Origin of the sequence: Qipengyuania sp. Mu-71, from assembly GCF_036867055.1 — a bacterium.
Taxonomy (GTDB): domain Bacteria; phylum Pseudomonadota; class Alphaproteobacteria; order Sphingomonadales; family Sphingomonadaceae; genus Qipengyuania; species Qipengyuania profunda.
In genome coordinates, this window is record NZ_JBAJHR010000001.1 from 1829270 (window position 1) to 1842721 (window position 13452).

The 13452-nt window shown below is 65.1% G+C and carries 13 protein-coding genes; 10 read left to right on the forward strand and 3 right to left on the reverse strand.

Annotated elements, in window-relative coordinates:
• Nucleotides 1-119: 119 nt before the first annotated feature.
• Both V6B15_RS09085 and V6B15_RS09090 read left to right on the forward strand, forming a co-directional pair.
• A complete protein-coding gene (locus V6B15_RS09085; RefSeq protein WP_253517895.1) occupies nt 120-776 on the forward strand; it encodes an alpha/beta hydrolase in 657 nt (218 codons plus the stop codon).
• A gap of 153 nt (nt 777-929) precedes the next feature.
• A complete protein-coding gene (locus tag V6B15_RS09090; RefSeq protein WP_334200882.1) occupies nt 930-1589 on the forward strand; it encodes an energy transducer TonB in 660 nt (219 codons plus the stop codon).
• Between the two features lie 9 nt (nt 1590-1598).
• Here V6B15_RS09090 and V6B15_RS09095 read toward each other — a convergent pair whose 3' ends face one another.
• Nucleotides 1599-1808: a hypothetical protein gene (locus V6B15_RS09095; RefSeq protein WP_334200883.1), complete on the reverse strand. Its 210-nt coding sequence runs from the start codon at nt 1806-1808 to the stop codon at nt 1599-1601.
• A 94-nt stretch (nt 1809-1902) separates the two neighbouring features.
• Here V6B15_RS09095 and V6B15_RS09100 point away from each other — a divergent pair, with 94 nt between their 5' ends.
• The 4 genes from V6B15_RS09100 to V6B15_RS09115 all read left to right on the forward strand — a co-directional run bounded on the left by V6B15_RS09100 (nt 1903) and on the right by V6B15_RS09115 (nt 7522).
• The gene (locus V6B15_RS09100) at nt 1903-2286 is read left to right on the forward strand and encodes a DUF3597 domain-containing protein (protein WP_253517903.1); all 384 of its coding nucleotides are present in this window, start codon (nt 1903-1905) and stop codon (nt 2284-2286) included.
• 37 nt (nt 2287-2323) lie between these two features.
• The gene (locus tag V6B15_RS09105) at nt 2324-4177 is read left to right on the forward strand and encodes a DUF885 domain-containing protein (protein ID WP_334200884.1); all 1854 of its coding nucleotides are present in this window, start codon (nt 2324-2326) and stop codon (nt 4175-4177) included.
• Between the two features lie 71 nt (nt 4178-4248).
• Entirely contained in the window at nt 4249-5814 is a 1566-nt protein-coding gene (locus V6B15_RS09110; protein ID WP_334200885.1) for a hypothetical protein, read from the forward strand.
• A 76-nt stretch (nt 5815-5890) separates the two neighbouring features.
• Nucleotides 5891-7522 (forward strand): FAD-dependent oxidoreductase, encoded by a 1632-nt coding sequence (locus V6B15_RS09115; protein WP_334200886.1) that lies wholly within the window; start codon nt 5891-5893, stop codon nt 7520-7522.
• A 7-nt stretch (nt 7523-7529) separates the two neighbouring features.
• On the opposite strand, the gene V6B15_RS09120 is transcribed toward V6B15_RS09115, so the two are convergent.
• Together V6B15_RS09120 and V6B15_RS09125 are read right to left on the reverse strand one after the other, a co-directional pair.
• A complete protein-coding gene (locus tag V6B15_RS09120; protein ID WP_263606310.1) occupies nt 7530-7850 on the reverse strand; it encodes a hypothetical protein in 321 nt (106 codons plus the stop codon).
• Between the two features lie 131 nt (nt 7851-7981).
• Nucleotides 7982-9580: a phosphoenolpyruvate carboxykinase gene (locus tag V6B15_RS09125; protein ID WP_334200887.1), complete on the reverse strand. Its 1599-nt coding sequence runs from the start codon at nt 9578-9580 to the stop codon at nt 7982-7984.
• Nucleotides 9581-9760: 180 nt separating this feature from the next.
• Between V6B15_RS09125 and V6B15_RS09130 the strand changes: the two genes are divergently transcribed.
• From V6B15_RS09130 to rapZ, 4 genes are read left to right on the forward strand one after another with little or no spacing between them, the layout of a single operon-like run.
• Nucleotides 9761-10516: a response regulator transcription factor gene (locus tag V6B15_RS09130; RefSeq protein WP_334200888.1), complete on the forward strand. Its 756-nt coding sequence runs from the start codon at nt 9761-9763 to the stop codon at nt 10514-10516.
• An 11-nt stretch (nt 10517-10527) separates the two neighbouring features.
• Nucleotides 10528-12093 (forward strand): ATP-binding protein, encoded by a 1566-nt coding sequence (locus V6B15_RS09135; RefSeq protein WP_334200889.1) that lies wholly within the window; start codon nt 10528-10530, stop codon nt 12091-12093.
• A 2-nt stretch (nt 12094-12095) separates the two neighbouring features.
• A complete protein-coding gene (locus V6B15_RS09140) occupies nt 12096-12536 on the forward strand; it encodes an HPr kinase/phosphorylase (RefSeq protein WP_334200890.1) in 441 nt (146 codons plus the stop codon).
• A gap of 11 nt (nt 12537-12547) precedes the next feature.
• Nucleotides 12548-13444, forward strand: a complete 897-nt coding sequence (gene rapZ / locus V6B15_RS09145; RefSeq protein WP_334200891.1) for an RNase adapter RapZ — start codon at nt 12548-12550, stop codon at nt 13442-13444.
• The last annotated feature ends 8 nt before the right edge of the window (nt 13445-13452 follow it).

The following is a 13452-nucleotide window of genomic DNA, read 5'->3' on the forward strand; positions in this document are numbered from 1 at the left end:
CGAAAATATTGCGAAATGGGTGTTAATCACTATATAGCGCGCCACTTCGCGCAAAGCTTCATCCGGTTCAAGCCGGGGGTGCCCGCGCCCCGACATTTTCCGACAGGGTATACCTCTCCATGCCGACCGTGATCTTTCCCGGCCCCGAAGGCCGCCTCGAAGGCCGTTTCTCCCCCGCCCCGCGCCCGCGCGCACCGGTGGCGATGATCCTCCACCCGCACCCGCAAGGCGGCGGGACGATGAACGAGCAGATCACGCAGCGCCTCTACAAGACTTTCGTCAATCGCGGTTTCGCCACGCTGCGGTTCAATTTCCGCGGCGTCGGGCGCAGCCAGGGCAGCTTCGACAATGGTGTCGGCGAATTGTCCGATGCCGCCAGCGCGCTCGACTGGATGCAGCAGGTCCACCCCGAAGCGCAGGTGACCTGGGTAGCCGGCGTCAGCTTCGGCGCGCTGATCGGCATGCAGCTGCTGATGCGCCGCCCCGAGATCCGCGGCTGGATCAGCATCGGTGCGCCCGCGAGCATGTACGACTTCTCTTTCCTTGCCCCCTGCCCCGCCAGCGGGATCTTCATCCACGGCGCGCAGGACACGGTCGTCCAGCCGCAGGCGGTGACCAAGCTGGTCGAGAAACTGCGGACGCAGAAGCACATTACCGTGCATCACGAAGAAATTCCGCGCGCGAACCACTTCTTCGAAAACGAGCAGGAAGAGCTGATGAAGTCGGTCGACAATTATCTCGACTTCCGCCTCGACCCGAGCTGTCCGATCAAGTGATCGGGCGGCCCGCGGCGCGGGCCACACCCGGCGTTCCAAACGGCTAAGGTTGCGGAATGCAACGCGAAATCGCTTCGCTCAAGGATGGTAATGTTGTAACATTCTCCATGTGAGGAGGCATCAAAGCCTTCCGCATGGAAGAGGAGCAACACCATGTCCTATACCGACCAGACCCGCGGGCCCTCGCCCGCCAGCATGGCGGCGGTGATCGGGGTTCACGCCGCCATCGGCGCGATCCTTGTCGCCGGGCTCACCGTAACCGGTACGGTGCCCGATATCATCACGCCGTTCGACGCGACCAATATTCCGATCGACCCGCACCCGCCCAAGCCGCCTGAGCAGACCCAGCCAAACCCCCGCGACACCGTCCAGCCGCGCCCGCAGACGCCGGTCCCCCCAATCGACGTAAAGACGACCGAGACCACCCCGCTCCCGCCGCTGCAATTGCCGACTTTCCCCCCGTTGGATTTCCCCTCCGGCAAGGAAGCCGCCAAACCCGAACCGATCAGCAACTTCACCCCGGTCGGGGCCAAGCCGAGAAACGATCCGGCGGCGTGGCTATCGACCGATGACTATCGCCCGAGCTGGGTCAGGCGCGAACTGACCGGCCTGGCGCGGTTCCGGCTCGAGATTGCGGCAAACGGGCGCGTTACCGATTGCACCGTCACCGGTTCGACCGGGCATGGCGTGCTCGATATTGCGACCTGTAAGCTGGTCACGCAGCGTGCGCGGTTCGAACCCGCGCGCGGCGGGACGGGCGAAGCGGTGGCAAGCAGCTACTCAGGCGCAGTGCTCTGGCAGCTGCCTGAATAGTCGCGCTTTTTACCCGGGGTCCTGCTCGAGCTTGTCGAGCGGGGCCTCGCCCCCTGCGTCGGGCAGCACCCAGATTGCCACATTGGCCAGCGCAACCGCGGCCAGCAGCACCATCAGCAGCACATTTTTTACGTTGCCGGTCCGCCGCCACAGAAAGAAGGCGCCCACCAGCAGGAGGATCGCGGCCAGGACAGTGATCGAAAGCACAGTGTCGAGCATGCCTTTCCCATAGCCCGCTGCCCCGCCGCCGCAAGTCATCAAACCGGAACGCGGCGACGCTCTACCCGTTCGAACAGATGAAGGAGACGGCAGCATGAGCATTTTCGGCAAGATCAAGGACGCGGTTTTCGGCAAGAAGGCCGAAGCGCAGGACACCCCCAAACCCGCGCCCAAGCCGACCGGAAATGCCTGGGCCGATGCCCCGGTGGTCGAACAGAAGGCCAGGCCGGTGGTCGATATCGAGAACAATCTCGACAACATGCCCGGCGCCGACACGCTCAACTGGCGTACCTCCATCGTCGATCTGATGAAGCTGATCGGGGTGGATTCCGATTATGAGAGCCGCAAGGCGCTGGCGGTCGAGATGGGCCGTGAGGATTATGCCGGCAGCGCCGAGGACAATATCTGGCTGCACCGCCGCGTCATGAACGAGCTGGCCGCCAATGGCGGCAAGGTCCCGCCCGAATTCCTCGATTGATTTGACAGGCTTGCACGCGGGACGCACACCCGCGGGCATGACCCAGACCACCACCGCCATCACCCGTCGCCAGGCCCTTGCCGGCCTTGGCGCAACCTCCGCCCTTGCCCTGTCGGGATGCGCCGCCACTGCGCGGCCCGAAGCCATCGCCCGCGCGCAGGCGATCGGTGCGCAGCGCCTGCTCGAAGTGGTCGGTTACAATCTGCTCGCGCACGAACCCGAACGGGCGACCGCGCTGGGGGTGGATACCGGCCGCTATTATTATTTGCGCGGCAAGCTCGAAGACCAGTCGCCCGCGGGCCAGGTCGCCTATGCCGCGACGCTCAGGCAGGATCTCGACCGCGTCCGCGCGCAGCCGCGCGACGGCCTCGACAGCGCGACGGTGACCAGCCTCGATGTCGTCGAGAGCGCTTATGAACTCGCGCTCGACGGCTTTGCCCTGCCCTATGGCGATACGCCGGTCGGCAATTGGCGCACTGCGCCCTATGTCGTGATCCAGAACGTCGGCGAATATCTCGCCCTGCCGCGTTTCATGCAATCGAACCACAAGGTCGAGCATGGCGACGATGCCGACGCCTATATCGAACGCATGGAAGCGATGCCCGCCACGTTCGATGGCGAACTGGCACGGATCCGCCAGGCGCGCGGGATGGGCGTGGTCCCGCCTGCCTTCCTGCTCGACAAGGCGCTGCGCCAGATGGAACAGACCATCGCCAGCGCGGGCAAGGGCGAACTGTTTGCCGACGATCTGCGCAGCAAGCTGCGGGCCGCGGGCATGCCCGAGAGCCACGCCAATCGCGCGCTGGCACTGGAAAGCGGACCGATCGCCGAAGCGCTGACCCGCCAGCTCGAGGAATTGCGCGCCGAACGCGCGGTCGCCAGCGATGCGCCGGGCGTGTCCGCGCGCCCACACGGCGAGGAATTCTATGCCTGGGCGCTGCGTTCGAGCACGACCACGCGGCTGTCCGCCGACGAGGTTCACCAGCAGGGCCTCGAGGAACTCGAAACGCTGCATGCGCGCATGGACCCGGTCCTGCGCGGCATCGGCTATACCAGCGGCTCGGTGGGCGAACGCATGCAGGCGCTGGCTGCCGACCCGCGCTACAAATTCGCCGAGGGCGATCCGGGCCGCGCCGAAATCATGGATTTCATCGCCGAGCGGGTCGAGTGGATCAAGGCGCAGATGCCCCGCGCCTTCAACACGCTGGTCGATCCGAACATGGAAGTGCGCCGCATCCCGCCCGCCGAGGAAGTCGGTGCGCCGGGCGCCTATGGCGGCGCAGGCAGCAAGGACGGCAGCATCCCCGGCCGGTTCTGGATCAACCTGCGCAGCACCGAACTGCACCGCAAATACGATCTTGCCGATCTCACCTATCACGAGACGATCCCGGGCCATGTGTGGGAGGGCGAATATTCAAACCGCCTGCCGCTGATCCGCTCGATCCTCGCCTTCAATCCGTTCAGCGAAGGCTGGGCGCTCTATGGCGAGCAGATCGCCGACGAACTGGGCGCCTATGACGGGTTCGAGGTCGGCCGGCTGGGCTATCTGCAGAGCCTCGCCTTTCGCGCCTGCCGCATGGTGGTGGATACCGGTCTGCACGCCAAGGGCTGGAGCCGCGCGAAGGCGGTCGATTTCTTCGTCACGCGCAATGGCAGCAAGCCTGCCGAGGTCGAAAGCGAGGTCGATCGCTATTGCAGCTGGCCGGGCCAGGCGACCGGCTACAAGCTGGGCCACAGCCGGATCGTCGACCAGCGCGCGCGGGCACAGGCGGCGCTGGGACCAGCCTATGACTTCAAGGCGTTCAACGACGCGGTGGTGCTGGGCGGCAATGTCCCGATGGATGTGCTGGAGAAGAACGTCGGCCGCTATATCGCCGCAGCGATGGAATGACGTTTCTGTCATAGAATTCTAACCTCCCCCCGCTAGGTTCGATGCCCAACACATCGACGGGGGTCGCATCCATGTTCAGGTTCTTAGCTGCCATCGCAGCCCTATCTCTCGCTGTCCCCGCGCAGGCCGACTGGCATCGCGCGGAAAGCGAGCATTTCGTCATCTATGCCGACGATAGCGCCAAGGATATCACGCGCTTCGCCACCATGCTCGAACGATACCATTCGGCGATGGCATTCGTCACCGGGCGCGAAGTCGAAACGCCAAGTCCATCGAACCGGGTAACGGTCTATGCCGTCGGCGGCTCGCGTACGATGCGTAAGCTGTCCGGTTCGCGTAACATCGCCGGATTCTATATTCCCCGCGCTGGCGGATCGATCGCTTTCGTCCAGAATGTCCGCGCCGGGCATGGCGAGCTCGACTGGTCGATGACCGTCCTGCTGCATGAATATGCCCACCATTTCCTGATCGCGAGCTCGCGATTTGCCATGCCGCGCTGGATGGACGAAGGCGGGGCCGAATTTTTCGCGTCGGCGCGTTTCCCGCGCAATGGCGAGGTTCACATCGGGCGACCAGCCTATCACCGTTCGGCCGAGTTGGCCTTCGCCCCCGAGGTCCCGCTGGACGAGTTGTTCGAACGGGGAAAATTCACGGCCGGCGGATCGGTTTCACGTGACGACTTCTACGGGCGTAGCTGGGCGCTGTACCATTATCTGACGTTCGACCCGGACCGCAAAGGCCAGCTGCTCGGCTATGCGCGCCGCATCGCCGCGGGGGAAGCATCGATCGACGCCGCGCACGCCGAATTCGGCGATTTGCGCGCCCTCGGCAAGGATCTCGACCGCTATCTGCTGCAGCGCAAGCTGAGTGGATTTGTGCTCCAGCCCGATATCCTGCCGATCAAACCCATTTCGGTCGAACGGCTGAGCGACGGCATGGATGCGATGCTCCCCGTGATGATCCGTTCGAAGCGCGGTGTGGACGAGGATACGGCCGCCGAAGTGCTCATCGACGCGCGCGAAGTGGCCGCGCTCTACCCGAATGACGCCGGGGTCCAGGCGGCCCTGGCAGAAGCCGAATACGATGCCGGCAACACCGCCGCAGCCATTACCGCCGCCGATGCCGCACTGGCGATCGATCCATCGGTGAAGAACGCCTATGTCCAGAAAGGCTATGCCCTGTTCCGCATGGCGCGCGAGGCGGATGACGAGGCGGCGGCCTATGGTGCAGCCATGCAGCCCTTCTCCGCGCTCAATCGGCTCGAAAACGATCACCCGCTGCCGCTGGTCTATTACTATCGCAGTTTCGCCGAACGCGGCGCGGAGCCGACCGAGACCGCCAGGCATGCGCTCGAACGTGCGTCGCAGCTGGCGCCCTTCGATCGCGATCTGGCAATGAATGTGGCGCTGATGCAGGCACGCGAAGGCAAGATCGAACTTGCGCGCAGCAACCTCGAACCGGTTGCCGCCAATCCGCATGGCGGGTCTGCGGCGGGCGCAGCGCAGCGGTATCTCGAGGCGCTCGAGCAAGTCGAGGAAGGCACGCAATGGCGCCCGGGCCGCGAGATCGATCCGACCGGGCTGCTGCAGGCGCTGGCCAGACAACTCGCCGACGACAGCGAGGACGAGGACGAGTAATCCGCGCTCGCGCAGACCGGCGCCCGCGACTATAGCTGGGCACGCCGGGTCGCTTCGGCACGATGGAGTCGGCGCGATGGAAGCATTGGGCGAAAACCTCGAGACCATGCCGCGCGTGCCGCTGGCCGACCATCATGTCGCCGCGTTGCACCGGCTGGGCCGGATCAGGACCTATGCCGAGGGCGAAGTGGTGGTCGAGGCCGGCGATCCGATGGACAGCTTCGTCTATGTCCTCGAAGGCGAAATCGAGGTGGTCGATCCGCGCTCGCGCAACCGGCTGATGGAAAGCTCGATCGGCCCGACCCAGTTCATGGGCGAGATTGCCTTCCTCAACGCGGGCGCAAACATCCTTCCGATGCGCGCGGCCAAACCGACCCGCACGCTCGAAGTTCCGCGTCAGGCGATGCTCGACCTGATGGCGCGTGTGCCCGAATTGTCGGACCATGTCATCGGCGTGTTTTCCGCCCGGCGGCGGCGGCAGTTCGAGCTGAAGAACAGCGCGGTCAAGCTGATCGGCGCAGACCGCGACGCGGCGGTGCAGAAGGTCGAACAGTTCCTCAGTCGCAATCGTATTCCGTTCGAAAGCCTCGATCTCGACGGAAGCGACAGCGAAACGCTGACTGCCTGCAACCTTACCGGTCACCGCCCCAGCGTCATCCTGGGCCAGGACCGCGTGCTCGACGACCCCACTCCGCGCAAGGTGGCGCAATATCTGCATCTCGATTTGGATGTCTGCCGCGAGACGCTTTACGACTTGCTGATCGTCGGCGGCGGCCCCGCGGGTGTGGCCGCATCGGTCAATGCGGGTAGCGAAGGGCTGTGCGCGCTGACAATCGAAGACACCGCGATCGGCGGGCAGGCGGGTACCAGCAGCCGGATCGAGAATTACATGGGCTTTCCCACCGGGATCAGCGGGGCCGACCTGGTCTATCGCGGGCAGATCCAGGCGATGAAATTCGGCACGCGCTTCGCCATGCCCCGCAGCGTCGAGAGGCTCACCCGGCGCAGCGACGGGACCTTTTGCGCGCAACTGGACGATGGCGACGAGGTTTGCGCCAAAGCGGTGCTGGTCGCCACCGGGGTGCAATACCGCCGCCTGCCGCTCGACCGGCTGGAGGCGTTCGAAGGCGCGGGGATTTTCTATGCCGCAACCGATATGGAGGCCCGTTTCTGCCACAACACCGAAGCGGTGGTGGTTGGCGGCGGCAATTCGGCGGGGCAGGCAGCGATGTATCTCAGCCGCACCGCGACCTGCGTCCATATCGTCGTCCGCGGCGACAGCCTGGCCGCGTCGATGTCGAATTATCTCACGCAGCGGCTGGAAGCCGATCCGGCGATCCAGATCCATTACGACACCGAGATCACCGATCTGCATGGCGAGGGCCATCTCGAAGGCGTGACCTTCACCACCCCCCAGGGCGACCGCGTGATCGACACGCGCGCGCTGTTCGTGATGATCGGTGCCGCGCCCAATACCGGCTGGCTGTCGGGCCTGGTGGAAACCGATGACCGCGGCTTCGTGAAGACCGGCGCGCAGGTAGGCCGCGAAACACCGTACGAAACCGCCACCGACGGCGTCTTCGCGGTCGGCGACGTGCGCTCAGGCTCGGTCAAGCGCGTCGCCAGCGCGGTCGGCGAAGGCTCGGTCGTGGTGAGCCGGATCTGGAGCTATCTCGACCGGCTGGCGGTGCCCGCCAGCACGGTCTGAGCCGCCGCTACTTCTTGCCGAACAGCCCGCTGGCCATACCGGCGATATCGTCGAGCGGATTGCCGTCGCCATCGAGGTCGAGCATGCTGGCAAACTTGGCCAGCGAGCCTTCGCCGCCGATCGCATCGCGGATCTGTTCGAGCATCTGCGTGTCCATCCCGGTCTTGGCCGAGGCGACCTCGATCGTGTCGCCTGGATCCTGATGCGCCTCGCCCAGCGCCGCGACGGCCTTCGCCGCCAGTTCGGGATCGATGCCGAATTTCTCCGCCATATTGGTCACGGTCGGATTGTCACCAACCTGGCTGAGGATGCTGTCGAAAAGGCCCATCGCGCGTATCTCCTGCGGTAAAGTGCGCGCACAATGGCAGGTGGACGGACAATGTTAAAGCCCCCGGTCCGCATTGCTGCGGCCGGGGGCCTCCTCTCCGACTGGTGCGCTCCCGAGCGGAGCGAAACGGGTCAGGCGGCGACCGACTTGCTCGGTGCCGCGTCGCGCACGCCCTGGTCGACATGCGCTGCAAAGGGTTCGAAATTGTCGACGAAAAGCTGCACCAGCTTGCTGGCGGTGCGGTCGTATTCGTCCTTGTCGGCCCAGGTCGAGCGCGGGTCGAGAATACCCGTATCGACGCCCGCAACCGCGACCGGCACTTCGAAACCGAAGTTGGGGTCCTTGCGGAATTCGGCGTGGTTGAGCGACCCGTCGAGCGCGGCGTTGAGCAATGCGCGGGTGGCCTTGATCGGCATCCGGCTGCCCACCCCGTACTTGCCGCCGGTCCAGCCGGTGTTGACCAGCCAGCAATGCACTTCGCCCTTGGCGATGCGCTCCTTGAGCAGATTGCCGTAGACGCTGGGATGGCGCGGCATGAAGGGCGCGCCGAAGCAGGTGCTGAAAGTGGCTTCGGGCTCGGTCACGCCGATTTCGGTGCCCGCGACCTTGGCGGTGTAGCCCGACAGGAAGTGATACATCGCCTGATCGGGCGTCAGCCGCGCGATCGGGGGCAGCACGCCGAAGGCATCGGCGGTCAACATGATGACGTTGGAGGGCGGCGGGCCCATGTTCTTTTCCGACGTGTTCGGGATCGACGACAGCGGATAGGCGCCGCGGGTGTTCTCCGCGAGGCTGTTGTCGTCGAGGTCGATTTCGCCCGCATCGTTCATCACGACGTTTTCGAGCACGGTGCCTTCCATCTTGGTGGTGGCGTAGATTTCCGGCTCGGCCTCGGGATTGAGGCGGATCATCTTGGCGTAGCAGCCGCCTTCGAAGTTGAAGACCGCCGTATCCGACCAGCCATGCTCGTCATCGCCGATCAGCGTGCGGCTGGCATCGGCCGACAGCGTGGTCTTGCCGGTGCCCGACAGGCCGAAGAACACCGCGGTCTTGCCGTCGGGGCCGATGTTGGCGCTGCAGTGCATCGGCATCACCCCCTTGGCGGGCAGCAGGTAGTTGAGAATGCCGAAGACGCTCTTCTTCATCTCGCCAGCATATTTGGTGCCGCCGATCAGGATCAGCTTCTCTTCGAGATTGACCGCGATCACGGTCTCGCTGCGCGTCCCGTGGCGTTCGGGGTCGGCCTGGAAGCTGGGCAGGTCGATGATGGTGTATTCGGGCACGAAACCGTCGAGCTCGGCTTCGGTCGGGCGCACCAGCAGCGTGCGGATGAACTGGTTGTGCCACGCGAGTTCGTTGATGACGCGCACGTTGACCCGGTATTCGGGCTGCGAGCCGCCGAACAGGTCGGCGACGAAAAGCTCGCCCTTGTCCGCCACCGCCCTGAGGAAATCTTCCTTGAGCGCGGCGAAATGCGCCGGCGTCATCGAGGCATTGTTGTCCCACCATACGGTGTCTTCGGTTTCGGCGTTGCGGACGATGAACTTGTCCTTCGCGCTGCGGCCCGTGTGCTTGCCCGTTTCGACCACCAGCGGACCGTCCTTGGCACGGCGCCCCTCGCTGCGCTCCAGCGCGGCGGCGGTCAGCTCTTCCGAAGTCAGGTTGGGATGGATGGTGGCGGAAGTCTCGATGCCCTGGTCGGCAAGCGAATGGGAAAGCGAAAAGGTCACTGAATTCTCCAGCGCGGAATGCGGGTTCGTCCGAAAGTGGCCTGCGCATACGAATGCGCGGCTGTCCTCAAAGCCAATAGTCCGGCTGCCACCCGCCGTCAAACCACTGGTTGCCGATAAGTGAGCGGCATGCGACCGCCCGCGTTGTTTTGCCGCGGCAATGCGGCTAGTCATCGGGGCATGGAGCACATGGGCGCAGAGGCGATGCCGCAGGGCGAGACGAACCGCACGGTCATCGCGCTGGTCGATGACGACCGCAATATCCTCACCACCGTCTCGATCGCTTTGCAGGCCGAAGGATTCGCCACGCGCGTCTATTCGGATGGCGAGGCGGCGCTGGGCGCGCTGCTGTCGAACCCGCCCGACCTGGCCATCTTCGATATCAAGATGCCCAAGATGGACGGGATGGAACTACTGCGCCGGCTGCGCGAACAATCGCCGCTGCCGGTGATCTTCCTGACCAGCAAGGACGATGAAACCGACGAGCAGGCCGGACTCGAAATGGGCGCGGACGATTATATCGCCAAGCCGTTCAGCCTGCGCCTGCTGCTGGCGCGTATCCGCGCGATCCTGCGGCGCAGCGGGGGCGACCATCCGCTGCTGTTGTCCGAGCAGTTCGACGACAAGCCGGGCGAACTGGTCGAACGCGGGCGCCTGTTCATGGACCCGGCGCGTCACCATGTGACCTGGGACGGGCAGGCGGTATCGCTGACCGTAACCGAATTCCTGCTGCTCGAGGCGCTGGCCGCGCGCCCCGGCGTGATCAAAAGCCGCAACCAGCTGATGGATGCCGCCTATCCCGACGACGTCTTCGTCGACGACCGCACGGTCGACAGCCATATCAAGCGCATGCGCCGCAAGTTCCGCAGCGTCGATGACACCTTCTCCGCCATCGAAACCCTGTACGGCGCAGGCTACAGCTTCAACGAAGGCTGAGGCGAGGCGCAATGTCCGAAACCGGCAGTGTCCTCAAAGGCGATCCGCGAATCGAGAAGCAGCGCTGGTCGCGGCGGCTCTCGCTCACCAGCCGCATCCTGTTCGTCAACGTTCTGCCGCTGGTGCTGCTGGGCGGCGGGGTCATCTATGTCGATGCCTATCGCAAGCAATTGCTCGACGAGCGTTTCAAGCTGGCGCTGGTGGAGGCGCAGATCACTGCCGAAGCGCTGGCTGGCGCGACGCCGCAGCGGCAGGAAGCGCTGCTGATCCAGATCGGCAAGGAGCAACGCCTGCGCCTGCGGGTCTACAGCCCCGACGGCACGCTCGAATCGGATAGCTTCAAGCTCGCCCCGCCCAGTTTCGTCCTGCCAAGCGCGAAGGAAGTCGACCAGAGCGCCTTCGCATTGCGGCTCGATCGCTGGTTCGACCGGGTGGTGGGCGCCCCCGCCCTGCCCGACTATGTCGAGCCCGAGACCGACGATGTCGGCGACTGGCCCGAACTGACGCGCGCGCGTGAGGACAGCCTGACGCAGATCGTCCTGCGCGATGCGCCCGACGGCACGCATGTGATCAACGCCGCTGCGCCGGTGGGGCTCGACGGCGATACGCTGCTGCTGACGCGCAATCCGGTCGACATTACCGAAAGCGTCCGCGAAGCCCGTTCGACCGTGGCGCTGGTCGTGCTGCTGGCGCTGGTGATCTCGACGCTGCTGTCGTTCTTCCTTGCGCAGACCATCGTGCGTCCTTTGCGCGAACTGGTCCATGCCGCGGTGCGCGTGCGGCAGGGCCGTGACCGGCAGGTCGAAGTGCCGCGCCTGCCGCAGCGCCGCGACGAGATCGGCATGCTCGCCCGCTCGATCTCGGACATGACCGCCGCGTTGCGGCAGCGGATCGATGCGGTCGAACATTTCGCCGCCGATGTCGCGCATGAGATCAAGAACCCGCTCGCCTCGCTGCGCAGTGCGACCGAATCGCTCAGCAAGGTCGAGGACCCGACCTTGCGCGCGCAATTGCTCGATATCGCCACGCATGACGTGCGCCGGATCGACCGGCTGGTCACCGAAATTTCGGACGCCAGCCGGATCGATGCCGAAATGTCGCGGACCGAATTCGAACCGGTCGACCTGGCGCAATTGCTCTGCACGATCGTCGAAAGCCGCGAGGCGCGCGACGAGAACGACGGTCGCACGCTCGAAATCACGGGCGCGGACCGCCCGGCGCGCGTCATGGGTGTGCCCGTGCGGCTCGAGCGCGTGATTCAGAACCTGCTCGACAATGCCGTGTCCTTTTCGCCGCCTGCGGGCCGTATCTGGGCCGATCTCAGCCGCCGCGACGACTGGATCACGCTGACGATCTGCGACGAGGGTCCCGGCATCCCCGAGGAAAAACGCGAAAAAGTCTTTCGCCGCTTCCATTCGGACCGTCCGGCGGAAGAGGATTTCGGCAATCATTCGGGGCTCGGCCTCGCGATCGCGCGGACCATTGCCGAAGCGCATGACGGGACGCTGGTCGCCACCTCGCGCATGGACGGCGAAAGCGGGGCCTGCCTCCATCTGGGCCTTCCGGCCAAGCGCTGAGCATGGCGGTGCTCGCCAATATCACCGCTGTGGCAGTCGCCGGGCGGGTGCTGCTGGTCGAGGGGCCGCCAGGGTCGGGCAAATCGGCGCTCGCGCTGGCGCTGATCGATCGCGGGGCCACGCTGGTGGGCGACGATGCCGTGTCGGTCGTCCGCATTCGCGACACACTGCATGCCGCGCCGCCGCCCAATACCTGCGGGCTGATCGAGATACGCAATGTCGGTATCGCGGAGCTGTCCGTGACCGAAGGTCCGGTTGCGCTGCTGCTTACGCTCGATCCCGCCGCACCGCGTTTCCCGATGGACATTCCCGTGCGCGATATCGACGGGGTCGCCATCCCGGCGTTGCCTTTCGCCCCCGGTGATGCGGTGCAGGCGCTGCGCGCCGAATATGCGTTGGAACTGCACGGACTTCCCCTCCCCAAAGGCGATGAAAAGGCATAGGCACCCCCGCCATGGCCAATGATTCGCCCCCTTCGCAGCGCATCCTGCTCGTCACCGGACTGTCCGGCGCGGGCAAGTCGACCGCGCTGCAAGTGCTCGAAGATCTCGGCTGGGAAACCATCGACAATTTCCCCATTCGCCTGCTGGGCGGACTGGTCGCGGGAAGCGATGCGAACACCCGCCTTGCGATCGGTTTCGATTCGCGCACCCGCGGCTTCGTGCCGCAGGAGATCATTGCATTGTGCAAGCAATTCGAAGCGCGCGACGATATCGAACTGACCACGCTGTTCATCGATTGCACCAGTGCCGAGCTCGAGCGCCGCTATAACGAGACCCGGCGGCCGCATCCGATGGCCCGCGGGCGCACCGCGCTCGACGGGATCAAGGCCGAGCGCGAATTGCTCGACCCGCTGCGCCGCTGGTCCGATACCGTCATCGACACATCGGATTATGCGGCCAACCAATTGCAGCAGGTGGTGCGCGAACGCTTTGCCGAGAATGCCGAACCGGGGATGAGCGTGACCGTGTCCAGCTTCGGCTTCGCGCGCGGCATGCCCCCACTCGCCGATTTGATGTTCGACATGCGCTTTCTCGACAATCCGCACTGGATCGAGGGCCTGCGCGAACAGACCGGGCTCGATGAAGCAGTCGGCACGCATATCTCCGCCGATCCCGCCTTCGACCCCGCGTTCGAAAAGATCACCGACCTGCTGCTCGAGGTCATGCCGCGCTACGCCGCGCAGGGCCGCAGCTACCTCAACATCGCCTTCGGCTGTACCGGAGGGAGACACCGCTCGGTCTATAGCGCGGAACGTGCCGCCGAGGTCTTGCGTGAGGCCGGATTTTCGCCCACGGTCATTCACCGTAACCTCGGTTCGCGTCCCGCCGATCCGCTCGAGCGCCGCTAGACCCGGGG